At 73.1% G+C, this 26,328-nt stretch carries 20 protein-coding genes, 4 tRNA genes and 1 other RNA gene; 9 read left to right on the forward strand and 16 right to left on the reverse strand.

From position 1 onward, the window contains the following. The first annotated feature begins 144 nt into the window (after window positions 1-144). The 8 genes from ACSMXW_RS16420 to ACSMXW_RS16455 all read left to right on the forward strand — a co-directional run bounded on the left by ACSMXW_RS16420 (window position 145) and on the right by ACSMXW_RS16455 (window position 6,849). Entirely contained in the window at window positions 145-474 is a 330-nt protein-coding gene (locus tag ACSMXW_RS16420; protein WP_485807268.1) for a histone-like nucleoid-structuring protein Lsr2, read from the forward strand. Between the two features lie 900 nt (window positions 475-1,374). After that, window positions 1,375-1,446, forward strand: a tRNA-Gly gene (locus tag ACSMXW_RS16425). Window positions 1,447-1,545: 99 nt separating this feature from the next. Beyond that, window positions 1,546-1,621: transfer RNA gene (locus ACSMXW_RS16430), tRNA-Gly, on the forward strand. Between the two features lie 513 nt (window positions 1,622-2,134). Beyond that, window positions 2,135-3,352: an ABC transporter ATP-binding protein gene (locus ACSMXW_RS16435; RefSeq protein WP_485807270.1), complete on the forward strand. Its 1,218-nt coding sequence runs from the start codon at window positions 2,135-2,137 to the stop codon at window positions 3,350-3,352. After that, window positions 3,349-4,185, forward strand: a complete 837-nt coding sequence (locus ACSMXW_RS16440) for an ABC transporter permease (RefSeq protein ID WP_485807272.1) — start codon at window positions 3,349-3,351, stop codon at window positions 4,183-4,185. Before ACSMXW_RS16435 ends, ACSMXW_RS16440 begins: the two co-directional genes overlap by 4 nt. 112 nt (window positions 4,186-4,297) lie before the next feature. Continuing rightward, window positions 4,298-6,055, forward strand: a complete 1,758-nt coding sequence (locus ACSMXW_RS16445; RefSeq protein WP_485807274.1) for a histidine kinase — start codon at window positions 4,298-4,300, stop codon at window positions 6,053-6,055. After that, window positions 6,052-6,663 carry a response regulator gene (locus ACSMXW_RS16450; RefSeq protein WP_485807275.1) on the forward strand — a complete coding sequence of 204 codons (612 nt, stop codon included), beginning with the start codon at window positions 6,052-6,054 and terminating at the stop codon, window positions 6,661-6,663. Before ACSMXW_RS16445 ends, ACSMXW_RS16450 begins: the two co-directional genes overlap by 4 nt. Before the next feature lie 110 nt (window positions 6,664-6,773). Then, window positions 6,774-6,849 (forward strand) — tRNA-Gly (locus ACSMXW_RS16455). 115 nt (window positions 6,850-6,964) lie between these two features. Here the strand turns inward: ACSMXW_RS16455 and ACSMXW_RS16460 are convergent. The 6 genes from ACSMXW_RS16460 to ffs all read right to left on the reverse strand — a co-directional run bounded on the left by ACSMXW_RS16460 (window position 6,965) and on the right by ffs (window position 17,954). Then, on the reverse strand, window positions 6,965-7,864 hold the full coding sequence (locus ACSMXW_RS16460) for a phosphoribosylaminoimidazolesuccinocarboxamide synthase (protein ID WP_485807277.1): 900 nt from the start codon (window positions 7,862-7,864) through the stop codon (window positions 6,965-6,967). 189 nt (window positions 7,865-8,053) lie between these two features. Then, the gene (locus ACSMXW_RS16465) at window positions 8,054-9,559 is read right to left on the reverse strand and encodes a N,N-dimethylformamidase beta subunit family domain-containing protein (protein WP_485807279.1); all 1,506 of its coding nucleotides are present in this window, start codon (window positions 9,557-9,559) and stop codon (window positions 8,054-8,056) included. Between the two features lie 155 nt (window positions 9,560-9,714). Continuing rightward, complete coding sequence (locus ACSMXW_RS16470; protein WP_485807281.1) at window positions 9,715-12,525, reverse strand: hypothetical protein; 2,811 nt, start codon at window positions 12,523-12,525, stop codon at window positions 9,715-9,717. 603 nt (window positions 12,526-13,128) lie between these two features. After that, window positions 13,129-14,430, reverse strand: a complete 1,302-nt coding sequence (gene purD, locus ACSMXW_RS16475; RefSeq protein WP_485807283.1) for a phosphoribosylamine--glycine ligase — start codon at window positions 14,428-14,430, stop codon at window positions 13,129-13,131. Between the two features lie 606 nt (window positions 14,431-15,036). Further along, the gene (locus tag ACSMXW_RS16480) at window positions 15,037-17,760 is read right to left on the reverse strand and encodes a DNA polymerase III subunit gamma and tau (RefSeq protein ID WP_485807285.1); all 2,724 of its coding nucleotides are present in this window, start codon (window positions 17,758-17,760) and stop codon (window positions 15,037-15,039) included. Window positions 17,761-17,855: 95 nt separating this feature from the next. Continuing rightward, an RNA gene (gene ffs, locus ACSMXW_RS16485) (signal recognition particle sRNA small type) lies at window positions 17,856-17,954 on the reverse strand. 72 nt (window positions 17,955-18,026) lie between these two features. Between ffs and ACSMXW_RS16490 the strand changes: the two genes are divergently transcribed. Next, a tRNA-Ser gene (locus ACSMXW_RS16490) sits at window positions 18,027-18,111 on the forward strand. Window positions 18,112-18,178: 67 nt separating this feature from the next. On the opposite strand, the gene ACSMXW_RS16495 is transcribed toward ACSMXW_RS16490, so the two are convergent. From ACSMXW_RS16495 to traB, 10 genes are all read right to left on the reverse strand, one after another. Then, complete coding sequence (locus ACSMXW_RS16495) at window positions 18,179-19,453, reverse strand: tyrosine-type recombinase/integrase (RefSeq protein ID WP_485807286.1); 1,275 nt, start codon at window positions 19,451-19,453, stop codon at window positions 18,179-18,181. Window positions 19,454-19,463: 10 nt separating this feature from the next. Beyond that, entirely contained in the window at window positions 19,464-19,691 is a 228-nt protein-coding gene (locus ACSMXW_RS16500) for an excisionase family DNA-binding protein (RefSeq protein WP_485807288.1), read from the reverse strand. A 278-nt stretch (window positions 19,692-19,969) separates the two neighbouring features. Continuing rightward, window positions 19,970-21,082: a DUF3631 domain-containing protein gene (locus tag ACSMXW_RS16505; protein ID WP_485807290.1), complete on the reverse strand. Its 1,113-nt coding sequence runs from the start codon at window positions 21,080-21,082 to the stop codon at window positions 19,970-19,972. Continuing rightward, window positions 21,079-21,438, reverse strand: a complete 360-nt coding sequence (locus ACSMXW_RS16510) for a hypothetical protein (protein ID WP_485807292.1) — start codon at window positions 21,436-21,438, stop codon at window positions 21,079-21,081. Before ACSMXW_RS16510 ends, ACSMXW_RS16505 begins: the two co-directional genes overlap by 4 nt. Continuing rightward, window positions 21,435-22,331, reverse strand: a complete 897-nt coding sequence (locus ACSMXW_RS16515) for a bifunctional DNA primase/polymerase (RefSeq protein ID WP_485807294.1) — start codon at window positions 22,329-22,331, stop codon at window positions 21,435-21,437. The genes ACSMXW_RS16510 and ACSMXW_RS16515 overlap by 4 nt, the downstream gene beginning before the upstream one ends. After that, window positions 22,328-22,759: a DNA cytosine methyltransferase gene (locus ACSMXW_RS16520; protein ID WP_485807296.1), complete on the reverse strand. Its 432-nt coding sequence runs from the start codon at window positions 22,757-22,759 to the stop codon at window positions 22,328-22,330. The genes ACSMXW_RS16515 and ACSMXW_RS16520 overlap by 4 nt, the downstream gene beginning before the upstream one ends. Window positions 22,760-22,848: 89 nt before the next feature. After that, the gene (locus ACSMXW_RS16525) at window positions 22,849-23,136 is read right to left on the reverse strand and encodes a hypothetical protein (RefSeq protein ID WP_485807298.1); all 288 of its coding nucleotides are present in this window, start codon (window positions 23,134-23,136) and stop codon (window positions 22,849-22,851) included. Window positions 23,137-23,325: 189 nt separating this feature from the next. Next, window positions 23,326-23,484 (reverse strand): hypothetical protein, encoded by a 159-nt coding sequence (locus ACSMXW_RS16530; protein ID WP_485807299.1) that lies wholly within the window; start codon window positions 23,482-23,484, stop codon window positions 23,326-23,328. Between the two features lie 131 nt (window positions 23,485-23,615). After that, window positions 23,616-24,122 (reverse strand): hypothetical protein, encoded by a 507-nt coding sequence (locus tag ACSMXW_RS16535; protein WP_485807301.1) that lies wholly within the window; start codon window positions 24,120-24,122, stop codon window positions 23,616-23,618. 171 nt (window positions 24,123-24,293) lie between these two features. Then, window positions 24,294-26,315: a plasmid transfer protein TraB gene (traB, locus tag ACSMXW_RS16540; protein ID WP_485807303.1), complete on the reverse strand. Its 2,022-nt coding sequence runs from the start codon at window positions 26,313-26,315 to the stop codon at window positions 24,294-24,296. Window positions 26,316-26,328 lie beyond the last annotated feature (13 nt).

Consider the following 26,328-nt stretch of genomic DNA (forward strand, 5'->3'; position numbering starts at 1 on the left):
CTGACGGTTTTACCCGGACTTCCCAATTCAATGCCGAGCACTGTACAAAGGAAAAGGCATTAGCCGATACATTGCCCCAAGTAGCCGGACAGTCGCCATCACCGCACGTCAAGGCTGTGATGTCGCACGAAGGGACCGATATTCGTGGCGCAGCGTGTTGTGGTCAGGCTCTACGACGACATTGACGGAGGCGAAGCAGCGGAAACCATCGCCTTCGGCCTGGACGGCAAGTCGTACGAGATCGACCTCAATCCAGCCAATGCCAAGAAACTGCGTAAGGCCCTGGCCCCGTACATGCACGCCGGCCGCAAGGCCGCCGCGCGCGCCGGGAAACCGGCCAAGGCGCTGAAGTACACCTCGCTGACCCCCGACCCGGCGGCCGTCCGCGCCTGGGCCAGGTCGCACAAGATGGAGGTCCCGCCGCGCGGGCGGATCCCCAAGAAGGTGTACGAGGCGTTCGAGGCGGCGAACTAGGGCGGGTGATCGCGGGCGCGGGCCGGCGGGCGCGGGCCAGCGGGCTCGCATCCGCCGGGCGCGGGCCGGCGGGCGCAGGGCGCGGGCGCGGGCCGGCGGGCGCAGGGCGCGCGAGCCGGCCCGCGCGCACCGACCGGGTCGCGAAGCCGCGGGGTGTCTCGCGGTGCGCTCGGCATCGGCATTCGGCGTTTGAGCGGGCCCTCTGCTGTGCGGGGGTCCGCTCGGTGCCGTCTGGGCGGGTCGGTCGTCGCCGTCTCGCGAGGGCGGGTCGGTTGCCGTCTCGGGAGGGGCGGGTCGGTCATCGCCGTCTCGGGGTGGCCGGTCATCGCCGTCGGGTCGGCCCCGCTCGTGGTGTCGGTGCCGCGGTGGGCCGCGATGCGCCGCAGTGAGCCGCGATGCGCCGCGGTGGGCGCGGGCGGGCTGTGGTCGTCGACGTGGGGCCGTTCGCGGGCGTTGCGGCCGTCCCCGTACCGCGGCGGGCGGGCGCCACGCCCGCCCGAGGGCGCACGTCGGCCGGGTTTCGTCGCCGCACAGCGGTACGCGCGTGATCGTCGGTACGGGTGTGATCGTCGTGTCCACCGTGCCCGCCGTGCCCGCCGTGGGCCGCGGCGCGGTGGACGCCGCCCCCGCGGAGGCACGTGGCGCATGTGGCATGCAGCTTCTCTCGGGGTCCCACGCCAAGCGCCCGCCCGGAGCCGCCCGACGCGGCGACCGCCCGCCACACGCGGGCATCCGCGCCGTGCGCCGAATCGCCACCCGGCCGACACTGGCACCGAGTTGCGGCGATCGCGCGTCTGCCGCAATCGACTTGCGCGGCACCCCCGCTGATCAGCTAGAGTCTGGAGCACGCCGAGGGGCGAACAAGGCCGGAAGGCCGGGCGATTTCCTCGGAGCGTCCTTGCGGGTGTAGTTCAGTAGCAGAACACCCCCTTTCCAAGGGGGAGGCGCAGTGTGCAATTCCTGTCACCCGCTCTGCATCATCCATCGAGCACTCGGGGTGGTCGGCGACCACTCGGGTGAATCAGGTAGGCTGGTGCCTGCACCGATCGGTGAGAGCCGGTCGGGAGCAATGCGGACGTAGCTCAGTTGGTAGAGCGCAACCTTGCCAAGGTTGAGGTCGCGAGTTCGAGCCTCGTCGTCCGCTCCAGCGAAACCCCGGTCCTCGTGGGCCGGGGTTTCTTCGTCTGCGCACATAGTGCATCCGCGTAACGGACAGTGGCATCCGTAAGCGTGACCAGTTGCATCCGTAAGCGGCATCGGCCAAGTGCCCGCCAACGGTACGACTTTGTGCGTGAGCCCGGATTCGCCGGTGGGCTCGGCCCTGCGGACGGGCTCGGTGCCAGGCGGGCTCGGTGCCGCGGGTCGACCGGGCTCGGTGGATTACCGCTTCCACGCCCGGGGGAGGGCGGTCCGGCCCCACCCGGCCACGACAGGCAGGGGACAGGCAGGGAGGATCGTCCTCACCCGGCTACCACGGGCAGCGTGCACCTGGGGCGAGAGAACGTGCGCGGCGGGCGAACGGCGTGGTCGTGTGACGAGACGGCAGGGGCGTTGGGCGAAGGCATACACGTGCGGGGAGGCCGCGGAACGTGACATCTGTCATCTGATCCGCTGACATGACGCACTGACGAGCTGTCGCGGCTTGGGCGACGCTCGGTGCATGGATACCGACGAGCGCGTGACGGACGGCGAGGAGCCCGTGATCGACGTCACGGATCTGCGCCGCTCCTACACCGGCGGCCCCGGGCCAGCCAGGCGCGGTGCGAGGCGTTTCGAGGCGGTGCGCGGAGTCACCTTCTCCGTGGCACGCGGCGAGCTCTTCGCCCTGCTCGGCACCAACGGCGCGGGCAAGACCTCCACCGTCGAGCTGCTGGAAGGCCTCGCCCGGCCGGACGGCGGCAGGATTCGCGTGCTCGGTCACGACCCGTACACCCAGCGGGCCGCCATCCGCCCCAGGATCGGCGTCATGCTCCAGGAAGGCGGCTTCCCCTCCGAGCTGACGGTCGCGGAGACCGTCCGGATGTGGGCCGGCTGCACCAGCGGCGCGCGCCCCATGGGCGAGGCACTCGAGGCGGTCGGCCTCACCCGCAGGTCAGACGTCCGGGTCAAGCAGCTCTCCGGCGGCGAGAAGCGCCGCCTGGACCTGGCGCTCGCCCTGCTGGGCCGCCCCGAGGTCCTCTTCCTCGACGAGCCCACCACCGGCCTCGACGCCGAGGGCAGACGCGAGACCTGGCAGCTGGTCCGCGCCCTGCGCGACACCGGGACGACCGTGCTGCTCACCACCCACTACCTGGAAGAGGCGGAAGAGCTGGCCGACCGGCTGGCGATCCTGCACGAGGGCCGGATCGCGGCCCACGGCAGGCTCTCCGACGTCGTCGCCCGGCAGCCCTCGCAGATCTCCTTCGAGCTGCCCGAGGGCTACACGGTGGGCGACCTCCCGCCGCTCGCCTCCCTGGGAGTGATCGGCCATGACGGCCCCGGGGCGAGACAGGACGCCGGGGCGCGAGCGGCCGCATCGGGAGCCGCGCCGGCCACGTCCGGAGCGGCGTCAGCAGCCGACGGCACGCCGCGGCGCACGGGTACCACCGATGGCCGGCGTACCGGGCGCGACCGCAGGCTCCGGCTCCGCACCCATGAGCTACAGCGCGCCGCCACCCGCCTGCTCGTGTGGGCCGAGCAGGCGGGCGTCGAGCTGACAGGGCTCGACATCAGGTCGGCGTCTTTGGAGGAGGTCTTCCTCGGCATAGCACGCGAGGCGGGAGCGGAGTCCGGTGCGCACGGCGACGCAGGAGGCGGCGGCCATGGATACACCGGCGGGCCGGGACCGGCCGCCGCACGAGATGCCGGGAGACGGAAGCGGAAGGAGTCCGCGGTATGAGCGCCACAGCCGGCGAGGTGAGCGCCACGGCCGGGACGCCGAGCGGGGCGGAGCCGGCGCGGGGAAAACCGTCCACGGCACCGGGGCGGATGGCCGCCCTCGCCCGCGCCGAACTCACCCTGCTCGGTCGCAGCAAGGGCACGCTGTTCAGCGTGGTCGTGGTCCCGATGGTGCTGCCGATGAGCATCCGCTCCGCCACCAGCAGCATGGACCTGAAGAGCGTCGGCCTCACCACCGGCACCATGGTCCTGCCCAGCGCCATCGGCCTCTCCCTCCTCTTCGCGGTCTACGCCGCTCTGCTCACCGTGTATGTGTCGCGCCGCGAGGAGCTGGTGCTCAAGCGGCTGCGGACCGGTGAGCTGCGGGACGGCGAGATCCTGGCGGGAGCCGCGCTGCCCGCCATCACCATCGGCATCGCGCAGAGCACCCTGCTGGCCGCCGCCTGCACCGTGCTGCTCCACGTGCCGGCGCCGCCCGCGCCCCACCTGGCGCTCGCTGGGCTGCTGCTGGGGATCGCGATATGTGTGGTGATGGCCGCCGTCACCGCAAGCGTCAGCCGCACGACGGAAAGTGCACAGGTCACGGGCGTGCCGGTGCTGTTTCTCTCGCTCCTCGGCTCCGGTCTCTCGGTCCCTCTGGAGGTGATGCCCGACCCGCTCGCGGCCGTGTGCCAGGTGCTGCCGATGACGCCGGTACTCACCCTGATACGCGGCGGCTGGACCGGCGACCTGTCCGCGGGCGAAACCCTCCGCGCGCTCGTGATCGCGGTGGCCTGGATCACGGCAGGAGTGTTTGCTGTACGACGGCGGTTCCGCTGGGAGCCGCGACGCTGAGCCGGGCGCCTGGCCGGCCGGCTCAAGGGGGAGGGCAGGCATGCGGAAAGTGGTGGCCTCGTGGGCCTCATCGCCCCTGAGAGGGTGTCGAGCGGGCAAGCAACCAACGCCCGTGGCCGCTACGCACGCGCGCAGTGCCGCGCCGCGGGCAACCGGCCATCATCGCCCCGAGAGGGGCGGCGACCGGCCAACCAACTGGCGTGCGAAGAGCACACCGCAGAAGGTCGAGAGCTACACCCGGTGGTCCTTCCACTTCCTCTGCCTGGTGGAGGTCTGCGGCTTCGGTATCGCCCCGTTCGGGCAGGTGGGGAGGGAGCTGGCCTGGTGCCTGTTCGCCATGGTGCTCGCCCACGCGGTGCTCTGCGGAGTGACGGCGTCCCGTGCCCTGGACTGGAGGCGCGGCCTCCGTCCACTGCCCCCAGCCCGGCTGTTCGGCGCGCTCACACTCCTCACCGTCGCGATCGCCACCGTGTGCCTGCCGCTCACCGGCACCGACTGGCGGCCCGCCGACCGGGGCAGTCTCACCGCCGGAGCCACGGTCTACCTCGGGGTCCTCTCCTACGGCATCGGCATCCTCGCCCTGGGCCTGAAGAACACCAGGAAGGTACTCATTGCGGTGGCGAGCGGGGCCACAAGCGCCGCCGTGGTCTCCTTCCCGCTCGGCATGCCCGGACCCGCCGCCATGGTCCTGGCCGGAGTGCTCCTGCTCTCCGCAGGCTTTCTCACCTTCGCGACGGTGTTCTCCGTCTGGCTCCTCGACGCCGTCTACCAACTCGACGCCGCCCGCGAGGCCCGGGCCCACCTGGCGGTGGCCGAGGAGCGGCTGCGGTTCGGGCGCGACCTGCATGACGTGATCGGCCGTAACCTCGCCGTCATCGCCCTGAAGAGCGAGCTGGCCACCCAGCTCGCCCGGCGCGGGCACCCCCAGGCCGTGGACCAGATGCTCGAGGTCCAGCACATCGCGCAGGAGTGCCACCGCGAAGTGCGGGACGTGGTGCACGGCTACCGCGAGGCCAACCTCGCCACCGAACTCGCCGGCGCACAGGGCGTACTGAGGGCGGCCGGCATCACCTGCGCGATCACCGGAGACCCGGCCCCGCTGCCCGCGCCGGTCCAGGCGGCGCTGGGCTGGGTGGTACGGGAGGCGACGACGAACGTACTGCGGCACGGCAGCGCCACCCGCTGCACGGTCAGCCTGACCCACCACCCCACCCACACCACCCTCACCATCGAGAACGACGGCGCCCCGGCGCCCACCACCACCCGCTCCCCGGCGGGCAGCCGCCCACCAGCGGACGCTCCCGCCACCGGCCAGCACACACCTGGCGCGCCAGCCGACGGCCACCACACACCCGGCACCCCGGGGGACAACCAGGCCGCACCCGGCACCCCGGCGGACGACCGACCAGCCACCGGCGCCCCGGCCGAGAGCCGGCATGCCCCCGGCCACCCCGTCACCGGCCAGCCCCTTTCCGGCACCACTCCACCCCCGAGGCGCCCCATGCCCACCGCTCCGGCCACCCCGCCCCCTGCCCACCCTGCGCCCGACCCCGACCCCAGCGCGGTCCCCGGCCCCGACCGCTCCCCTGCCCGGCCGGGGCCCTCCGGCGGTACGGGTCTCGCGGGCCTCCGGGAGCGGCTGGCGGAGGTCGGCGGAACGCTGGAGGCGGGTCCGGCAGAAGCCGGCCGTTTCCGGGTGACGGCGGTCGTACCCCGCACACACCACCGCCCCGCCGAGGCCCGGCCCGGAGTTCCCGGACCCCGAGCCGGGGCGTCGCACGCGCACGCCCATGCCGGAGATCCGGATCCGGATGCGCGGGCCGAAGTGCCGGAGGCCAGGGCCGGGGCGGCGGAGCGGAGGGTGTCATGACGTGCATTCGACTGCTGCTCGCGGACGACGAGCATTTGATCCGCGGCGCCCTGACCACGCTCCTCACCCTGGAGGACGACCTGGTCGTGGTCGCCGAGGCCGCCTCGGGCCCCGAGGCCCTCGCCATGGCCCGCGCCCACGCCCCGGACGTCGCCGTGCTCGACCTTCAGATGCCGGGCGCCGACGGAGTAGCCGTCGCCGCCACGCTGCGCACCGAGTTGCCCGACTGCCAGGTGCTGATCGTGACCAGCCACGGCCGCCCCGGCCACCTCAAGCGCGCCCTGGCTGCCGGGGTCCGCGGCTTCGTGCCCAAGACGGTCAGCGCACAGCACCTCGCCGAGATCATCCGCACCGTGCACGCCGGAAACCGCTATGTGGACCCGGAGTTGGCCGCCTACGCCATATCGGCCGGCGACTCCCCGCTGACCGAGCGCGAGACCGAGGTCCTGGAACTCGCGGCCGACGGCGCCCCGGTGGCCGAGATCGCCGAGCGCGCCGCCCTCTCGCCGGGGACCGTCCGCAATTACCTCTCCTCCGCCGTCTCCAAACTCGGCGCCGAGAACCGGCACACCGCTGTCCGTCTCGCCCGCGAGCGGGGTTGGGTATAGTGACGTCGCCGGAGTGCTCGTCACCCCGGGCGCGGGCGCCGATGTGCGGGCGGCCGTCCCCGCGGCGGGCGCTCCCCCGTGCGGGCGGCCCGGCGGTCGCCTGTGGACGTGCGGACGTAGCTCAGTTGGTAGAGCGCAACCTTGCCAAGGTTGAGGTCGCGAGTTCGAGCCTCGTCGTCCGCTCCACACCTAGCCCCCGGTGGCCGGCCACCGGGGGCTAGTGCATGTCTGACTCCCGCACCCGGGTGCGGCCGGGGCGGTTGCGCCCCGGCCGGGCGCAACCGCCCGCCCGGCGTCGGGCTCAGTCCCAGGACGTTCCCGTCAGCAGCTCGTACGCCTCCGCGTACTTCGCCCGCGTCGCCGCGACCACGTGCCCGGGAAGCTCCGGCGGCGGCTGCTCGGCCGCCCGGTCCCAGCCGGACTCGGGGGACGTCAGCCAGTCCCGTACGAACTGCTTGTCGTACGACGGCTGGGGCCGCCCGGGCTGCCACTGGTCCGCGGGCCAGAACCGGGACGAGTCCGGGGTCAGCACCTCGTCCGCGATGACCAGCGTCTGTCCGTCGAAGCCGAACTCGAACTTGGTGTCCGCCAGGATGATGCCCCGGTCGCGGGCGATGTCCCGGGCCCGGCCGTACACGGCCAGCGTGGTCTGGCGGAGCTGGGCGGCGACGTCCGCGCCGACCTTGCGGGCCACCTCCTCGTACGACACGTTCTCGTCGTGTTCGCCGACCTCCGCCTTGGTCGCGGGGGTGAAGATCGGCGCGGGCAGCTCCGAGCCGTCCACCAGGCCCTCCGGGAGCGCCAGGCCGCAGACGGTCCGGCTCTGCCGGTACTCGACCAGGCCCGAGCCCGTCAGATAGCCGCGCGCCACGCACTCCACCGGCACCATGGCGAGGGACCTGCACACCAGCGTCCGCCCGGCCCAGTCGGCGGGGGCGCCCGGGGGCAGGTCGGTGCTCAGCACATGGTTGGGCACGAGGTCCGTGAGCCTGTCGAACCACCAGAGCGAGAGCTGGGTGAGGATCCGGCCCTTGTCCGGGATCTCGGTGGGCAGCACCCAGTCGTAGGCGGAGAGGCGGTCGCTGGCCACCATCACCAGATCGCCCGCCTCGTTCCGGTACAGATCGCGCACCTTGCCGGTGTGCAGATGCACCAGTCCCGGAACCTGGATCGGCTCGGGCTTGTCGACGAATCCGGACACGGTTCCTCCCGCGGCTCTGTCCAAGTGGAACCAATTCTCCCGTATCCCTCTGCCCGGCCACCGCCAGGGCTCCTCCAGGGCGCGCTCGCCAGCCCGGCAGGCCTCGGGGAACCGGGGTCAGGCAGTGGGGGAGCGAGCAACCACGAGGCGCCCGCACCCGGCCCGCGGACCCAGCCTCCTGTCAGGCGCTCAGTCCCGCTTGCAGATCCGGTCGAGGAGGTTGGCCGTGGCGCGCTGCACACGGGTGTCGACGTGCCCGGGGCGGTCCAGCGCCGGGGACCACGCGAAGGTGCCGGAGGCGAACACGAGCGCGCCGGACGGCGCCCGGTACAGGGACGTCTCCTGGTGCCGGGCACCGCCCTCGGCGTCCAGGTACGGGGAGTGGGCGAGCAGGATCCGGCGCCGGTGCTCGGGCAGGGGCGCGCGGGGGAAGTAACGATCAGCCTCACCTGCGACGAGACCCTCCAGTTCGTCGCCCTCCTCCGCGCCGGTCGCCTCCCAGAGCCAGTGGTGGCCGTTGCGGACGATCAGCGGATACGGCTCCGGGACGCGGCCCGCGTACTGGATGCCCAGCAGTTCCTGCTCGGGACGGTCGATCTCCCGCCAGAGCGTGGGCCGCCCGGGGCCGCGGTTCTTGCGGCAGGTCAGCAGCCGGTCGGGCGCACCGGACGGCGAGGGGCCCAGCTCGACCTGCCAGTACATGGTGTTGGCGGACAGGAACACCAGCGAGGTGCCGTGGTCGCGGGCCCGCTCCACGGCCTGGCGCATGGGTACGGACCAGTACTCGTCGTGCCCGGCGAACACCAGGCCCCGGTACCTGCCCGGGTCGACACGGCCCGCGTGCAGGTCGCGGGTGTCGGCATAGGCCAGGTCGTAGCCGTACCGCTCGGCCCAGCGGATGAAGTCGTAGGCGTGGCCCACGTGCAGCGGGAGGCCCGCGCCCGCGTACGGCCGGTCGAAGGAGACCGTGACCGCCGCGTCCTCCTCGCCGAGCAGCCTGCCGTGCTCGTCCCACGCGTGGTAGAGGCTGGCGCCGGTGTGGCCGTCCTCCGGGTAGAGGTTGTACGCCTGCCAGGTGATGTCCGGCAGGAGCAGCAGCAGGTCGGCCACGCGGTCGTCGCGAACGGTGAACGGGACGTGCGAACGGTAGCCGTCGGCCGTGGTGAGCACGGCCACATAGGCGCCGACGTTCCAGTAGCTGGGGATCTGCAGGCGCCAGGAGAGCCACCAGTGGTGGCAGGAGACCGTGCGGTCCGCGCTGAGCGGCGCGGGCTGGACGATGCCGGAGAGCCGCGGGCTGGTCGTGATCTTGGAGGCCCCGTCGCCCGCGTAGTGCCCGATGCGGTAGATGTCCACGCTGAACTGCTGCGGCGGGTCGACGGTGACATGGAAGTCGATCGCCTCCCCCGGCGCGGCCGCGCCCGGTGACGCGAACCCCTTGATCTGGCGGTGCACGTCGTCGGCCGTGCGGAGGCCGGTGGCGGAGCGCTGGTGGGGGATGCCGGCGGCGCCCGGGGCCGGGGCGTGGTCGACGTACCAGGGGACGACATGGCCGGTGTCGTCGAAGTAGTTCTCACTGCCGCGCAGCCATGGCAGGGGCCCCTGGCCGAAGGGATCGGACACCGCGTGCGCCAGCGCGCCCGACTCCCAGCGGCGGATCGGTTGGGGCGGCCGCCTCAGCCCGTCTGTGCCCATCGTGCTCCCCTCCCTCGCACCCGAGACCCCGCTCCACGCCCACCCGGTGCGCGGCCCGGCCCTCAGCACATCACACTACGCAGACAATCGCTCACGGTTCGTCGCGATCGGAAGGCGACAAGAACCTCTTTCCGTACTGTTGACGTTATTGACCGCTAAACGAGGCGTACTGGCTTTTCGGGACGGACACCGATTCGAGTGAGCCAGCCGCGCAATGGTTCGGGGTCGCCGTCCTCGATGAGGCTCAGCACCCGGGGGCCGAGATCGGCGGCACGCTCCCCGCCGACCAGCAGCGAGGGTCCGTCGAGCCAGTCGAGGCCGGGGACGGCACCGGCGGTGTCCACGGCGGCGCAGCAGACCATGGCGGTGACGTGGTCGGCGAGCAGTTCGCGGCCGGTGCGGGGCGGTTGCTTCGGGAAGAGCGGGAGCATGCCCTCGTCCCACGGGGCCCCGTCGGGGCCCCAGGGCCCGGACGCGCTCAGCGCATCCCGGCGTCCACCCAGGTGAGCGGCCTCTTCGCGGGCCAGCTCGGCACTGAGCTCGGCGGCGAGCGCCGCGCCCCGGCCGCGGTGGGCGGCTCCCTGGCTGTCCAGGGCGGGGCCTCGGTTGTCCGGGCCGGCGGGACAGGCATCGGGCGCGCTGGAAGGGCCGTGGGGGGCGGCGGAGCGGCCGTCGGGGGCGGTGGGACGACTGTCAGGGGCGGGAGCCCGGCCGGCGGCGTCGGTACGCCGCCGGTCGTGGTCGGTAGGCCGGCTGTCGTGGTCGGTACGCCGGCTGTCGTGGTCGGTGCTCTGGTCCGGGTTCGTATCCGTGTTCGGGTATGGGTGCCGGGCGCCGTCAGCGCTGCCCGGGGTGATCCCGTGGCTGGAGCGCGTGGCGGGGGCGTGCGGCGCATGCTGGGCGCCGGGCGCGTGGAAGCCTTCGTTGGCGCGGCGGCTCTCTTCGCCGCCGGCTTCCCCGACGGGTTCCGGTGCGGATGAGGGGTCCGGCAGTCCGGATGCGTGGGGTGGTGCGGGGGGTTCCTCGGGGGCGCTCTGCCATTCCGGTGCGCCCGCTCTTTCGGGTGCGCTCGCTCTTTCCGGTGCGCCAGCTCTCTGCGGTGCGCTTGCCTTCTCCGGTGCGCCTGCCTTGTGCGGGGCGCCTGCCTTCTGCGGTGCCGGTGCCCTGCCGGGCGCGCCGGGGGTCTCCGGTGCACCCGTTCTCCCCGGGGCGCTCGCCCAGTCCTGGGTGGCCGGTTCCGTGCGACCGGGGGCCTTGGACGGCAGCGGCGCGGGGGCCGGCTCCGCAAGTGGGTCCGGTGCCGACAGATGGTCCAGCACGCGCGCCAGGCTCGCGTCCGGCGGATCGGAGCCTCCGCCGTGCGCGGCGCCGGCCGGCCGGCGCACCCCCAGGGCGTCGAGCACGCGCTGCAGCCGGGCGGCGTCGGCACGCCACTTCCGGTCGACGACCTCCGCCGGGTACTGCTGCCAGTCCACGGGCACCCAGTCCGGGCCGGGCTCGGCGGGGCCGCCGTGGAAGAGCCGCGCGGCGAGCAGAGACGCGGCCTCGTCGACCGCCCCGGGCTCCTCCAGCAGATCGCAGGCGGGGCGCTCGCCGAGCCGTGACGCAAAGCCCTCGGCAAGCCGGTCGCGACGGGACAGCTCTGTGAGGGCGGCCACCACCCCGGCGTCCAGCCGCGAGGGCCACCGTCCCATCCGCCATGCGGGCAGCGCCACCCTGGTCAGCAGTCTGTCCCACCCGGCGTACGCCAGGCCCACCTGCTCCTGGGCGACGATCCGCAGGCCGTAGTCCACAGCCTGTGCACGCTCGGCGGCGGCCGCGGCGACACCGCGCTCCATCTCGGTGGCGGGCTCGCGGCAGATCCGCAGCAGCAGCCGGGCGGCCCAGCCCGCGCAGCGCAGCGCGGCGGTCGGGAGCAGACCGCGGCCGGGTGCGGCGGCGACCGCGACGGCCGCGTCGAGACCGCGGACGAAGCGCCGGGCCGCTGCTATGTCGGGGTGCGCCGAGGGGCCGGTCCCCGCGACGACGGGGGCGAGGAGCGCGCGTAGCTCGGCGACGCGCATCCACCACAGGAAGGGCGAGCCGATGACCAGTACCGGGGCGGTGGCGGGGCGCCGCGCGCGGGCGGATCCGGCGGCCTGGCTTGCTCTGCCGCCGGCGTCCGTTCCGCCCGTCCGGCCTGTCCAGCCCGTCCGTCCTGTCCAGCCCGTCCGTCCTGTCCAGCCCGTGGTCCTCCGGCGTGTCTTGCCGGCTCTGCCAGTAACGCCGGGCCCGCCTGCCCCGCCTGTCCGTCTGCCCCTCGGGAGGCCGTCGCCCCCGACCGGGTGCCCGGGGTCCGGCCATGCGCCCGGGCCGCTCGGCACCGGCAGGGCGTCGGCGCCCGGTGCGCCGGACTCGGCTCCGCGGCGGGCCCCGCCCGACCCGGCGCGGTCGTCCCGCCCGTCCGTGTGCCCGCGCGCGCCCGCGGCCGGGTCTGCCTGTCCGCCGGAGTCCGCCCGCCCACCGGTTGCGGCGCGGCCGCGGGAGTCCGCCGGCGCGGGCGGCTGGTGGTGCGCCCGGTGCGTACGGTCCTCCAGCCAGCTGTCGCAGTCGGGGGTGAGCGCTATGGCCGAGGGTGCGGGGACCTCCAGGCGGTCAGCCAGGTCACGGACCAGCCGGTAGAGGTCGGGGGCCGCCGTCTCGGAGAGGGTCACCGTGGGGCTGACGGCGGGGCGGGCGCGCGTCACGACCAGGCCGAAGAAGACCGCGGCGAGCAGCACCACGACCGCGAGCGTCGTGACCACCCAGGCTCCGGCGGCCCAGCCAGGGCCCGTGAGGTGCCCGGTGGCACCGCCGACCTGCAGGATCACGGCCACGGCCGCGGGCAGCAGCGCAAGACCGAGGGCCCTGCCGCGGACCCGCAGCACGGCGAGCGCCCGCGCACGGGCGGCCCGCGCCCCCGCCTCTACCGGCGTTCCGGACACCATCGGATGTCACCCCCTTCCGCACTGCCCGCCCGGCGCACGCTGTCCCAGCCACCGCGGACGGACATCCATGGCACTGCTCACTCCCCCACTGTGGCACCCGGCACTGACATCGCAATGTCTATGAGCCAAGTGCCGGAATGCCTGCGCGGCACCCTAGTTGGGGCTCCGAGGCCCGTCAGCAGGAAGCTCGGGCGGTCACTCGATGGAATGGCTTTGGGCAAAGCCGGATGACGTATCCGCCCCCGATCGGGCAGGAGCTCGCTGCCGTGCACCACGTTTCGTGCGCCGGCGGCTCCGGCGCCATCCTGCATGCGCACGCGCTCGCCGGGGCCGGGATGTCCGGTTGCCGTCGGGAACGGACGTTTTCCGTGTGTGCCGATGCTTCGGCGTGTGCGGACGATTCCCGCGCGTACGGCCCCCGGGGCCCGCGGAACGCGGCATTCGGCGACCCCACGGGAATGGTGCCCCTTCCCGTGTCCGGGTGCTCTGTCCCGTACGTTCCCCTGCCCGGATGCTCTGTCCCGTACGTTCCCGTGTCCGGGTGCCCTGTCCCGTACGTTCCCGTGTCCGGGAGGCCCGGCCGCTACGGGCGTCAGGCAGCCGCTACGGTCGTCCCACCGCCCCTTCGGCGGCCCTCGCAGCCTGCGCCGCCTGCGCCGCCTGCGCCGCCTGCGCCGCGATGTCGGTGCGGTGCTGGGAACCGTCCAGCCGGATGCGTCCGATCGCCGTGTACGCCCGTTCGCGGGCCTCGCCCAGGTCGGCGCCGGTCGCCGTCACGGAGAGCACGCGTCCGCCGGCGCTCAGCACCGCCCCGTCCTCGAGCCGTGTCCCGGCGTGCAGGACATACGCGTGCGGGGCGTCCTCCGCCGCGACCTCGTCCAGCCCCTCGACGGGGTCGCCGATGCGGGGCTTTCCGGGGTAGTTCTCCGCGGCGACCACCACGGTGACCGCGGCGTCGTCGCTCCAGCGCAGGGGCCCCAGGTCGGCGAGGCTGCCGTCGGCGGCGGCGAGCAGCACCGCCGAGAGCGGGGTCTTCAGGCGGGCCAGCACCACCTGTGTCTCGGGGTCGCCGAACCGTGCGTTGAACTCGATGACCCGCACGCCCCGCGACGTGATCGCGAGTCCCGCGTACAGCAGTCCGGCGAAGGGGGTGCCGCGCCGCCGCATCTCGTCGACGGTCGGTTGCAGAACGGTCTGCGTCACCTCGTCGACGAGCTTGGGGTCCGCCCACGGCAGCGGGGAGTAGGCACCCATGCCGCCGGTGTTGGGGCCCGCGTCGCCGTCGAGCGCGCGCTTGAAGTCCTGGGCGGGCTGGAGCGGTACCACCGTGCTGCCGTCGGTGACCGCGAAGAGCGAGACCTCGGGCCCGTCCAGGTACTCCTCGATGACCACGCGTCCGCACGCGCGCGCGTGGTCCCGCGCGGTCGCCAGGTCACGGGTGACGACGACGCCCTTGCCCGCGGCCAGCCCGTCGTCCTTGACGACGTAGGGCGCGCCGAAGGCGTCCAGCGCCTCGTCGACCTCCTGTGGGGTGGTGCAGACGTAGCTGCGGGCGGTGGGGACCGCGGCCGCGGCCATCACCTCCTTGGCGAAGGCCTTGGACCCCTCCAGCGCGGCGGCCTGCGCGGACGGCCCGAAGCAGGGGACGCCCCCGGCCCGGACGGCGTCGGCGACCCCGGCGACCAGCGGTGCCTCCGGGCCGACGACGACCAGTCCCGCGTCCAGGCGCTGCGCCAGCGCGGTCACGGCAGCGCCGTCGAGCATGTCGACCTCGTGCAGCTCGGCCACCTCGGCGATGCCTGCGTTGCCGGGGGCGCAGTGCAGGGAGGTGACGGCGGGGTCGAGGGACAGGGCACGGCACAGGGCGTGTTCGCGGGCGCCGCCGCCGATGACAAGGACCTTCACGGCAGCCAGCGTAGCCGCCGGGCGGCCGGCCTCTTGTACGGGCCTCCGGGGGGGTGGGGCGGGAGGGGTTGTGGGTTCCCCCAGAGGTTTGTGGGTTCTCCGAAGGTTTGTGGGTTCCTCTCGGGGTGGGGCGCGGGTGGGGCGCGTGTTCCTTCAGGGTGGGGTGCGTGTTCCTCCGGGGGCGGTGGACGCGGGACACGGGGGTCGGGCTCTGGGTTCGAGGGTTCCCACACGTCCGGTGACGTGCGGTCCGTGACGTGCGGTGCCTGACGTGCGGCCCCTGACCGTCGGCCCCTGACGTGCGGTGATGTCCGGCGGCGGCGTTCGATGGCGGGCGGCGCTCGGCGGCGGCGGGCGACGTTCGGCAGCGCTCAACGGTGGCCGAGGGCGCTCGGGAGCGTCCGGGGCGGCGCCCGGCAGCGTCCGATGGCGTTCAGCCGCGCCGTTCGACGACATGACGACATACGGCGCTATCCGGCGACCCCGTCCAGCGGTATTCGACGACGTCCGACGAGGGCCGGCGAGGTCCGGCGAGGTCCGGCGAGGTCAACGACGTCCAGCGCGGAACAAGCTCATGAGCGGAGGGGCGCCACGACCCTCCGCCGCTCACTCCGCGGCGTACTCCTCCAGGACGGTGGCGCCCAGCTCGCGGACGATCAGGTCGTGGCCGGAGAGTGCGGACTCGTCGAGGTCGGGGTCGTCGTCCTCCGGGATGTCGTCCTCGGGGGCGACCGGCGGGGGCGTACCGGGATCCGGGGACCAGGGACGGGCGGGCGCGGCCGACGCTGAGCCCGTGGCACTCGCGGCACCGGACGCTCCCGGCGCCCCGTGGGACGATCCACCCCGCCCTGGGGCACCGGCCGAGTGCCCCCCGGACGAGGCGGACGAGTACGCCCCGGACGGCCCGGAACCGGCCCCGGGCCCCTGTGCGTCCGGCGCCGGGGCGGGCGCGGGCTGGGACGGGCCTGGCCGGGGCGGGGCCGACGGCTGGCCGAGGGCCCGGCCGCCCTGGGGGCCGGCGGCACCGCCCGCGCCACCGGACGGCGCGGACCCGCCGGACGGGTCGACGATCGCCTCGATGTTCCACTGCACCCCGAACTGCTCGGTCAGCGCCTGGCGGAGTACGTCCTCGCTGCCGCTGCCGGCGAAGTTGTCCCGCGCGCCGGAGTTGACGAAGCCGATCTGGAGGGTCGTGCCGTCGAAGCCCGCGACATGGGCGTTCTGGCTGAGCAGGATCCAGGTGAAGCGGCGGCGGTTCTTCACCGCCTCCAGGATGTTCGGCCAGAGGGCACGGGGGTCGAGGCCGCCGCCCGCGCCGCCGGACGGGGCGGGGCCGGGCGTGCCCCCTGCCGGGGTACCGGCACCCGGGGCTCCCGTGGCCCGGCTCCCCCACCCGGACGTCTCCGCCGCACCGGACGTGGTACCCGGCGCGGACCGCGCACCGCCGCCCGTGGTGGCCGCGGTGGGCCAGCCGCCGGGCCGCCGCGCCGGCGCACCGGAACCGCCCGCTCCCGGGCCTGCGGCACCGCCGCTCCCGCTCTCCGCACCCGCTCCGGGCCCCGTTTCGGAACCGCCCCTGCCGCCTCCGCCGCCCGGGCCGGACTCCCCGCCGGGGTGCCGCGCGGCCGCCGTCGGCCAGGCTCCGGGCCCGGTCCGCCCGGAAGCGGAACCGGCCCCCGGGGCACCCGCGCCGGTGTCACCCGCCCCGGTGCCACCCGCGCCAGGGCCCCCGGCATCCTCGGCGCCCCCAGCGGGCGCCGCACCACCCGCGACCGCGCCCCCCTGCGGAACAGCACCAGCCGCACCACCGGACGCACCACCGCCGACCGCCCCAGGCGCACCCCCCGAGCCGCCCGCACCACCCCGGAGTCCGCCCCCGGAGGCCGCGGCCCCGGCCCGCGCGGCGGCACGTGCGGCCGAGGCCCCGCCTCCCGAGGGCGCCCCGCCCGCACCGGCAACACCAGGACCGCCGGCCCCGCCCGGACCACCCGGACCACCCGGGCCACCCGGGCCACCGGAACCAGCACCTCCACCCGCCTGCCCCGGTCCGCCGGAGCCCGGGCCGGCGCCGCCGAAGGCCGGACCGGAACCGCCGGGGCCCGCCCCCGGCGCATGCGCATCCGACCCGGGCACGTACCCCATGGCGGGCCCGGTACCGCCGGGCATCACCTGGACCCCGCGCTCGATCCGATCGAGCCGGGCCAGCACGGACCGCTCGTCGTCGTAGGCCGCGGGCAGCAGCACGCGCGCGCAGATCAGCTCCAGCTGGAGCCGGGGAGCGGTGGCGCCGCGCATCTCGGTGAGGCCCTCGTTGACCAGGTCGGCGGCCCTGCTGAGCTCGGCGGCGCCGAAGGACCCGGCCTGGGTCTGCATCCGCTCGACGACATCGGCTGGCGCGTCGATGAGCCCCTTCTCGGCGGCGTCCGGCACGGCGGCGAGGATCACCAGGTCGCGGAGCCGCTCAAGGAGGTCGGCGACGAAGCGACGCGGGTCGTTTCCGCCCTCGACGACGCGGTCGACGACCTCGAAGGCGGCGGCTCCGTCGTGGGCGGCGAAGGCCTCCACGACGGCGTCCAGCAGGGAGCCGTCCGTGTAGCCCAGCAGCCCCGTGGCCATGGCGTAGGTCACGCCTTCCGGGCCCGCCCCGGCCAGCAGCTGGTCCATCACGGACATGGAGTCCCGCACGGATCCGGCGCCGGCCCGCACGACCAGCGGAAGAACGCCGTCCTCCACCGGGATCTGCTCCCTGCCGCACACATCGGCCAGGTAGTCACGCAGTGTGCCCGGCGGTACCAGACGGAACGGATAGTGGTGCGTACGCGACCGGATGGTGCCGATGACCTTCTCCGGCTCGGTGGTCGCGAAGATGAACTTGAGGTGCTCGGGCGGCTCCTCGACGACCTTCAGCAGGGCGTTGAACCCGGCCGAGGTCACCATGTGCGCCTCGTCGATGATATAGATCTTGTACCGGCTGGCCGCGGGCCCGAAGAAAGCCTTTTCTCGCAGGTCACGGGCGTCGTCCACGCCTCCGTGGGACGCGGCGTCGATCTCGATGACGTCGATGGAGCCCGGCCCGTTCCGCGCCAGGTCACGGCAGGAGCGGCACTCGCCGCAGGGGGTGGGCGTGGGCCCCTGCTCGCAGTTCAGACAGCGGGCCAGGATCCGCGCGCTGGTCGTCTTCCCGCACCCGCGCGGCCCGCTGAACAGGTACGCGTGATTGACCCGGTTGTTCCGCAGGGCCTGCTGCAACGGGTCAGTGACATGCTCCTGCCCGATGACCTCGGCAAACGACTCCGGGCGATAGCGGCGGTACAGCGCGAGAGACGACACGCCTACGAGGTTAATGCCGCCCACTGACAACGCCCCGGCCCCGACGCACACCGGCCGCGCACAGGCCCGCGCGCCGGTCTCGGCACAGGACCCGGCACACAAGCGCCCCTCACGCACCCGCCAGAGCCAACCTACCCTTGCTGCCTTCCGGCCCTGGGGGAGTTCAGTCAGATAGCGCCACGTGAGGGGCTGCCCACACAGTACCCGATACCGGGCCCCACGAACGAGTTCGCGACCACTCCAGCCCGTCATGTAATGTTTCCGCCGGAGGATTCGCCTAGAGGCCTAGGGCGCACGCTTGGAAAGCGTGTTGGGGGCAACCCCTCACGAGTTCGAATCTCGTATCCTCCGCTCATGCTCTCACCGGGCATAACGCCGTAGGGCCCTCTCGTTTGCGAGGGGGCCCTACGGCGTTGTCTCAGGTCCCGTTGTCCTGGTCTTTGTCCACAAGGGGTGTCCCGGCTCCCCAGATGGCTGTTCCGATCTTCCGGGCCACCTCCTTCAGCATGGGGTCGGTCACGTGGAGGTATCTAGCCCGCATCCGGGCGGCACCGCCCGGCTCCCATCCCATGATCTGGTCGATGACTCGGTCCGGGACGCCGAGCAGCATCAGGACCGTGCCGGCCGTGTGCCGGGCATCATGGAGCCTGCCGTCCCGGACGCCGGCATCGTCCAGGAGTCGCTTCCAGTCGTGGTAGTCCGTGTTCGGGCTCAGAGGTCCGCCGAGCGGCTTGGTGAACACGTACTCCGAGTCGACCCACAGGTCCCCAGCAGCCTTCCGCTCGCACGCCTGCGCCTCCGCATGTGCCCGGAGCATCGCGACGAGAGGACCGGGGAGGGGCACGGCTCGGCGCCCTGCCCGGGACTTGGTGTTCTTGGTTTCGCGCCGTACCTGCACCCGGTCCGGGCAGTACCCCGGCTTCCGCCCGCAGGGAGCCGCATCGGTGCACCCGTGCGCGTACTTGGGTCGGAGCCGGTTCCGGCGGAGTTTCAGGTACTCGTTGTCCAGATCGACGTCCGACCAGCGAAGTCCCAGCGTCTCCCCCTGGCGTAGCCCCAGAGCAAGCGCCAGCATCCACCGGGCGCTGTTCCTGCGCTTGTTCACTTCGAGCAGCAGACTCTGAACCTCCTCCACGGAGTAGGGCTCCACCTCCACTTCCTCTTCCTCGGTCCGTGGCGGCTTGGCCAGCGCGGCGGCGTTCTTCGCGACGTGACCGCGCCGCACCGCCTCACCGAGAGCGGTGCGGACCGTCCTGTGAGCCTGGTGAGCAGTGGTCGCCTTGCTCCCGCTGTTCTGCATCCTGCGGTAAAGGCTCTCCAGGTGCTCAGGCTCCAGGCGGTCGATGCGGTGCTTACCGATGCCGGGGACGAGATGGACCCGAACCGCAACTTCGTAGCCTGCGTACGTGTTCTCGCTGACGACCGGCTTGGCAATGTCCTCGACCCAGTGCCACAGCCACTTCTCGACGGTCCACGGCTTGCCGGGGCGCCGCGCCGCCCCTTCGTCCCGCTGCTTCTCCAGCCGCCGGACCTCGTCCACCAGCTCCTTGCGGGTCGGGCGCGTCAGGTGCCTGCGGTACGGCGTTCCGTCGTCCTTGTAGCCCATCGGCACACGGGCGTGCCAACGGCCGTCCTTGCCGAAGTAGATGGCGGATTCGCCGTTCGCTCTGCGGGTTCGCTTCTTCTCTTCCAACGGAGTCCCTTCAGGCGGCGGCGCCGTTGGCGCGGCGGAGGTGGGCGACGTAGGCCGGTACGGCGTCGGCGGGCACTCGGCGCAGGCGGGTGCCAGCGGGGGTGACGGATTCGAGCTGTCCGGTGCGGATGAGCCGGAAGCAGAGGGTCCGGCCGATGCTGAGGCGGCGGGCGGCCTCTTCGACCGTGAGGAGTGCGAGGGTGGTGTCAAAGCGTTCGGATGCGGGTGCCGTTTCCATGGGAGGTCTTCTCCTTCGGAGCACGACGGAGGGGGTTCGACCCCCTCCCCTGTCAGGTCCGCTACTTCCGCTACCTCCGCTACCGCCCTGGTCAGGGGCATGATCGAGGTAGCGGATAGGGGGTAGCGGTAGCGGATAAATGCGCTACCGGCCCCGGGCGGGGTGCCGGGGGCCGGTAGCGGTTGTTGCGTGTGTGGTAGCGGAGAAATCCGGCTCTTCCGCTACCGAAATGGGGCCGCTGACCTGCGAGGTAGCGGCGGTAGCGGAAGTAGCGGACTTCAGAGGGTGGGGGGTGGCGGGCAGTACCTCGCCCACGCGTCGGCGAGGTCAGAGGCGTAGTAGCCCTTGAGGACTCCGGCACCGGTCTTGATGTTGCGGGCGCAGATGGGCTCGTTGTCCGCAGTCATGTACTCGCGCAGCAGCTTGGCCAGTCCGCGGGAGTCCAGCGGCCGGCCGCCCATGTCCGCCCACGGTGCCTCATCGAGGCTGTGCAGCCGTTCCAGCACGGCGACGGTGGGCAGGCGGTCAATGCCGTTGAGGACCTGATCGCGCAGGTCGGTCAACAGCCGGATGCCGATGCTGCCCTTGTCGTCGGCGCGGGCTGCCTTGACCAGCTCGACGCAGGCGGCGCGAGCACGCTGCGGCCAGTCCCCGCCCGCCGCGTCGGCCACAGCGATCAGGGGTTCCCACACGTCGGCTGGCCGGTCGGTGACCTCCGGCGGGAGCTCCGGGAACACCCCGTCGACCAGGGGCCGTACCGCCTCGGCCCACTTCGCCAGCCGCTCCCGCAGGGCATGGCCCTGCTTGGTGTGCAGCCGCTGCCGGAACGGCTCCACCTTCTCGTTCCGGGCCCGGCGGCGCATGCGGATGATGACGCTGCGGGTGAGGATCGTGTCCGGCAGGGAGCCGAGTCCGGCCACGGCCACGGCGCAGTACGAGGGGAAGGCCTGCACGGTCTGGTTGCCCCCGTCGCCGATGCACCGGTAGGTGACTCCGGAGCGGCGGTGACCTGCGTTGAGGAACCCGCGCAGTTCCTCGTTCTCCCCCGCCTTGGGGCCGAACACGGTATCGATCTCATCGAAGAGGATAGTCGGGCGCCCCTCGGCACCGGAGACGGCGCGAAAGAGGGCCGCCGCGCTGGCGTTGACGGCGACCATCGGCGCGGGAACCAGGGTCTCCACGATCTCCAGCGCCCGGGACTTGCCCGACCCCGGCTCCGGGGAGAGGAACGCCAGCCGCGGCGTGCTGTCGAAGCAGTCGAGCAGGTGCGCGTGGGCGTCCCACAGGGTGACCGCGACGTAGGCAGCTTCCAGGGGGAAGACGTTGAAGCGCCGGTGGAAGCGCTCGACATCATCGAGCAGGGCGGCGCCGTCGGTGGGCGTGCCCGTCATGCGGCGGCCCTCCCTTCACTGGTCATGGTCGTGCGGTGGGGGCACTCGCGGACGCTGGCCCGTGCGGTGAGGTCGGCCACGGCGTCCCGGCCGCGGGCGCGCTCGTGCCTTCCGCAGGCGCACAGCCAGTCCGCGGCCGGCACGGCGCCGCGTCCCAGACCACGCACGGACAAGCCGGGTCGGATGCCGGTGACGGTGGCCGTGTGCGGGTCAGGGCTAAGAGCAGTGGGGACGCCCTTGCGGGCGGCGTCCTTCGGCGCCCTACTGCCGGACCTGGCGCGGCCCGGTTCGGCGAGGCTGGGGCCGGTGGGGGTTGGGGTGATGCTCTTCAGGGAGGGGCGGGCGGGGGTGCTCATGCGGCCCCCTGCTTGGGGTTGTGGGCGATGGACCAGTTCAGGCCGCTGCGGATGGTGGTGCGGCACTCCGCATCCGGCAGTCCGGCCCCCGCTCCCGCCTCCTGAAGAGCCTCCTCCACCACCGTGCGGGGGAGGTCGCCCGAGGCGATGAACCGCCCCAGAGCGCGCGCGGCCCGAAGCAGCGTCGCGTTGCGCTCGCCCTCCGGGGCGTGCTGCACGGCCGCGGTCTCCGCGGTGAGGGCCCTGGTGACGTAGCGCGGGGCCTTGTGGCGCCTGTGGGCGGCGTTCGGGTTGGTGAGTGCCCGCACGGCCTGACGGGGCGTCACAAAGGCGTACAGCCATCCGGGCAGTGGGGCGACGGGTGCCGGGTCGATGATCTCGTAGGTGCCGCCGGGCGTGGTGCTGCCGGGGGCGACGACGTATCCGCCCCAGCCGCGGGTGTCGATGAGTCTGCCGAGCTTGCCCGCGCTGTTGCCGATGCGGGCCCCGGGCGGGGCGGTGAAGTACAGGTGGGTTCCGCCGCTCGCGGTCCGCACGGTGAGCGTGTGGGGGACGGGCTGCCCGGCGCGCTCGCAGAGCGCACCGAAGGTCGTCGCCCCGCAAGGGGCGTCCTTCCTGCTCTTGTCCTTGGGCAGGTCCAGGTCGACCACCAGCAGCCCGGACGGGCCGCAGGCGATGCCGACGTTGAACGGCACGTGGTCCCAGGCGCGGCGGATGCGGTCGGGGTCGGTGGTGGCGCGGTCCTCCCACTTGCGGTGGACGTCGGCGCAGTCGCCGATGCCGGGGCAGGAGCCCTCACCGTGCAGCGCCGGGCGCTTGGTGCCGGGCCGCAGGGGAAAGACGTGCCAGCCGTACTCGGCGGCGGCTAGGGCGGCGTTCAGGGTGCTGCTCATGCGGCAGCCCTCCCGTCCAGCCCCCGCCGCGTGAGCGCCGCCACGTTTTCCAGGAAGACGTAGCGGGGTCGAACGATGCCCACAGCCTGAGCAACGTTCTTCCAGACCTTCGACCACTGGCCATGGATGCCGTCCCTTCGTCCCGCGTTGGAGATATTGCGGCACGGGAAGCCCGCGCCGATGACGTCCGGGGCGAAGGCGTCCCGGACCTGCTGCCAGTCGATGGCTGTGATGTCCCCGAGATTCGGCACCCCCGGGTGATGAGTGGCGAACACGGCCTCGGCGTACGGGTCGCTTTCCGCGTAGGCGACGACCTGGCCACCGATACCGGCACGGACAGCCATTTCGAGACCGCCGTAGCCGGCGCACAGCGCCAGGATCCGCAACGGCTCACCGGCCGCTCGCCGGATGGGGATGGGCTGGGTCATGCTGGAGGCTCCAGTTCTCTGAGTGGTGCTGGATCGAGGGCGGCCCCGGGTCTTTGGCGAGATGAGGGGGCCGCCCTTGGTGTGTCGGGTCAGGGCTGGTAGCGGGCTTCCAGTTCGCGGAGCCAGTCGGGCCAGTGCTCGGGATCTTGGGCGTAGTAGACGACGGTCGCCGCTGGGGAGCCGTCGTGGATGATGCCGGGACGGCTGGGTCGCCACGGGCCGGTGACCTCTGCTCGTACGGCGCCGGGGATGCCGGGGCGGTAGTACAGGGCGCAGGACTTGGGGGTGACGGTGGTCTTGCGGGCGCCGTCCCAGTCGATGCATTCGGGCGCGCCCGCCACGGGCAGGGTGATGCAGATCAGCTCTTGGTCACGCACGGGACTCCTCAGGTCAGGGCTGGTTGCTGGTCTTGGCCCCTACGCCGGTTGTCTGGCTGTGGACGTTGCGTTGGTCCTGGTAGACGGGGCCCTCGTAGTGGTGGTGGACGTCCGGGGGGCTGAGAAGGACTGGGAGAGCCGGGACGGCCGCCGATCTTTGGCGAGATGGGGCGGCCGTCCCGGGGTCGGTCAGAGGGCGCCGTTGCGGTGGTGTAGGTCGAGGGCTTCGGCCTCGGTGAGGTTGCCCATCTCGACGTCGGCTTCGATGTCGTCGTACTCGCGCTGGTCGCAGTCGTCGCAGCCGCAGTACGTCCACGAGCCGTCGATGAACTCGGCTTCGCACTCCACGGTGAGTCTCCTTACTCGGATTCGATGTGGTGCTAGGTGCTAGAGGGCTGGTCACAGCAGGTATGGGCCGCTAGCGGGGGTGCTAGGTCTAGCGGCTGTGACGTGCCGTGCGGGTGGGCTGCTAGGTGCCGTCAGTGGTGGTGGATGGTGCCGTTGGCGCGGCCGAAGATGCCGGTGGCGGTGATGTTCTGGGTGATCTGGGTGGGCGCCCGCCGGGCGGCGGCGAGCTTGCGGGCGCGGCCGAGGAAGGCGGCCCCGGCGGTGCCGCCGGCGGCGATGAGGGCGACAGCGGCCCACAGGGCGTGGCTCATGGCGATCAGTCCTGGTGCGGCGTAGGAGAGGCCGATGCCGCCGCCGGCCAGGCCGGTGCCGACGGTCGGGGCGAGTAGGGCGGTGGTCTTGGCCCACGCGGGGACCGACTGCAGGGCCTGGCTTGTGGGGGTGGGGAGGGTGGCGGTCGGGGCGGGGTCGGTGTAGGCGAGGGTGCGGATGCCGTTGGGGAGGGTGACCATCTGGACGCCGGGTGGGATCTCTGCGGGGTGCATCGGGCGGTGGGCGAGGGGGCCCGGGAAGGCGTGGGGGTCGGTGGGGTGGATGGTGATCTGGGTGGGCTGGTGGATGTGGTCGGGGTAGGGCATGCGGGGCCTTCCCGGGGGTGTGGGGCGGGCCCGCGCCGGGAGGGGCGCGGGCCCGCGTGGCGAGTGTGAGGGTGAGGCGTTAGGCGGCGTGAGCGGCCGCTGTTAGACACCCGTAACGGCGCGTCTGCCTAGGGGTTTGGGTGTTAGGTCCCCGTAACGCGTTACGAGGTGTTAGGCCGCCGTGAGGGCGGGGACGATGCGCCAGCGGCCGGTCTTGCTGGTCGGCTCCAGGCGTCCTTCCAGGGCGGCTTCCTTCAGCCGCAGGGACACCCATGTCCGGGACAGGCTGTGGCGGTCGCACCAGTCGGTGAAGTCCTTCGGGCCGACGACCATGAGGCCCTGCTCCTCGAACTCGCGCAGCGCGTCGGCGAAGAGCTGGCGCGCTTCGTCGGGGTCGGGCTTGCGGCCCTGCTGGGCGAAGATCGGGGCGTCGTCGCCCTGCTCGGCCGGGGGGAGGTCGGCTTCGGGGTCGATGCCGGTGTCCTCGGGGTCCACGAGGGACGCGGTGTTGGTCATGTCGTCGTCCTCAGCGGGGTCCGGGGTGGGCTGGTCGGCGGTGCGGCTGGTGTAGAGCTTTCCGGCGATGCTGGTGGCGGACTGGGTGGTGATGGGGTCGGGGTGGGCGCCGTTGCGCTGTGCCCAGGTGGCCAGCAGTTCCATGACGGGCACGGCGCGGTGGGTGAAGCGGCGGGTGCGGCCCGGGGAGGGGTAGCGGTCCTCGGGGATCCCGGGGGAGACGACGTAGCAGTAGCCGGGGCGCCGGTTGCCCCAGGCGCCGGGGTGGGCGCCCGCGTCGAGAACCCTGTCCGGCAGGGAGAACCCTTCGTCGCGGGGATCGCAGCCGAGCGCAACCACGGAGGGCAGGGAGGCGCGGGTGCTGGTGGACATCTGGTCGTAGGAGGGTCGCTGGAGGGAGACGATCAGGCAGACGCCTGCGGAGCGGGCTTCCTGTGAGATGCCGGTGAAGGCGTCGTCGCCGAGCGCGCGCAGGGTGTTGGCGGCTTCCTCGAACCAGGTGACCAGGAAGGGCATGCCGGGGCAGCCGCAGGGCTGGCCGTCGGGGCGGCAGGTGTGCTCGGTGCTGGTCTGCTGCTGGGCCGCCTCGGGGGCCCACTGGCGGTAGTGGTGGGCTCCGAGCCAGCGGGTGCGGGCCGGGATGACGGCCTGGACGGCTTCGACCATGACTTCGGTGCCGGTGCCGCCCTCTACCGGCCAGTCGATACCGGGCAGCAGGGGCCGGAAGTCCTGGAACGACTTCGGGTCCGACAGCCACAGCACGACGTCCCGGCGGGACATGATCTCCGTCATCAGGTTCAGGGCGGCGTCGCCCTTGCCCGATCCGGACACCCCGGCCACCAGCACGTGGGTGCTGTTGCGGCCGGCCTCGGGGTCACCGGGCAGCCAGAGGACGAGCGGCGAGCCGTCGTCGTAGCGGCCCAGGAGCAGCGGTTCCGCGATCGAGCCGCCCAGGTTCGACGGGCCCTCCCACTCGACCACTTCGGCGAGCATGTCCTCGGGGACGATGACCAGCTCCCCGCGGCGTGCGGAGTCGGGGTCAGGGATGTAGCGCACGGCGCTGGTCGGCAGGTCGAGAGCGGAGGCGATGTTGCCCAGGCTCTTGGCCATGTCGTCGTTGGTCTGCACCCCGGCCTCCAGGGCCACCTTGGCGGTGACCCGGTTCGGCTCGACCTTCGCGGCGCCGATCTGGGCGCGGGCCAGGCCGACCTTCTCCAGCAGCCCCTTGTCCGAGGACTGCCCGGTGGGGTCGGGATTGCGGCGCAGGACCATCCGCACGTTCCAGCTCACCGCGACCGCCGGGCCGCCCATCAGGTACATGTCGTCAATCGGGCCGGTGGTCGGCCCGGCCAGGCACGCGGCCGTGAGCCAGGCGGAGCCTGCGGCGACGGTGATGGCGGAGTGCAGGCGGCGCTGCTTGCTGTTGTCACGGGCGGCCCACCAGGTGACGCCGGTCAGCGCCACCGAGGTGAGCGTCAGGCCCACAGCGGCGCCCGCGCTGTCGGCCCAGCGGGCGTTGCCGAGGACGCCGGCCAGGCCGGTGCCGGCGACGCCGAGCCAGGGCGGCATGTGGGGCTTGGCCCGGTGCAGCAGGTACTTGCCGATCCCCGCGGCGTCGGAGGCGCCGCGGAGCTGTTCCTCGTGCTGCCGCTCAGCGGCGGCGTGCTCGGTCACCATGAGCGTTCCTCCC

The sequence above is a fragment of the Streptomyces sp. DSM 116793 genome, assembly GCF_057320905.1.

Excerpts from the sequence above, each read along its gene's own strand:
- ACSMXW_RS16435 (WP_485807270.1), top strand. The coding sequence starts at position 2,135 with ATGGATACCGACGAGCGCGTGACGGACGGCGAGGAGCCCGTGATCGAC.
- ACSMXW_RS16440 (WP_485807272.1), top strand. The coding sequence starts at position 3,349 with ATGAGCGCCACAGCCGGCGAGGTGAGCGCCACGGCCGGGACGCCGAGC.
- ACSMXW_RS16450 (WP_485807275.1), top strand. The coding sequence starts at position 6,052 with ATGACGTGCATTCGACTGCTGCTCGCGGACGACGAGCATTTGATCCGC.
- ACSMXW_RS16465 (WP_485807279.1), bottom strand. The coding sequence starts at position 9,559 with ATGGGCACAGACGGGCTGAGGCGGCCGCCCCAACCGATCCGCCGCTGG.
- ACSMXW_RS16470 (WP_485807281.1), bottom strand. The coding sequence starts at position 12,525 with ATGGTGTCCGGAACGCCGGTAGAGGCGGGGGCGCGGGCCGCCCGTGCG.
- ACSMXW_RS16500 (WP_485807288.1), bottom strand. The coding sequence starts at position 19,691 with ATGGAAACGGCACCCGCATCCGAACGCTTTGACACCACCCTCGCACTC.
- ACSMXW_RS16505 (WP_485807290.1), bottom strand. The coding sequence starts at position 21,082 with ATGACGGGCACGCCCACCGACGGCGCCGCCCTGCTCGATGATGTCGAG.
- ACSMXW_RS16510 (WP_485807292.1), bottom strand. The coding sequence starts at position 21,438 with ATGAGCACCCCCGCCCGCCCCTCCCTGAAGAGCATCACCCCAACCCCC.
- ACSMXW_RS16515 (WP_485807294.1), bottom strand. The coding sequence starts at position 22,331 with ATGAGCAGCACCCTGAACGCCGCCCTAGCCGCCGCCGAGTACGGCTGG.
- ACSMXW_RS16520 (WP_485807296.1), bottom strand. The coding sequence starts at position 22,759 with ATGACCCAGCCCATCCCCATCCGGCGAGCGGCCGGTGAGCCGTTGCGG.
- ACSMXW_RS16535 (WP_485807301.1), bottom strand. The coding sequence starts at position 24,122 with ATGCCCTACCCCGACCACATCCACCAGCCCACCCAGATCACCATCCAC.
- traB (WP_485807303.1), bottom strand. The coding sequence starts at position 26,315 with ATGGTGACCGAGCACGCCGCCGCTGAGCGGCAGCACGAGGAACAGCTC.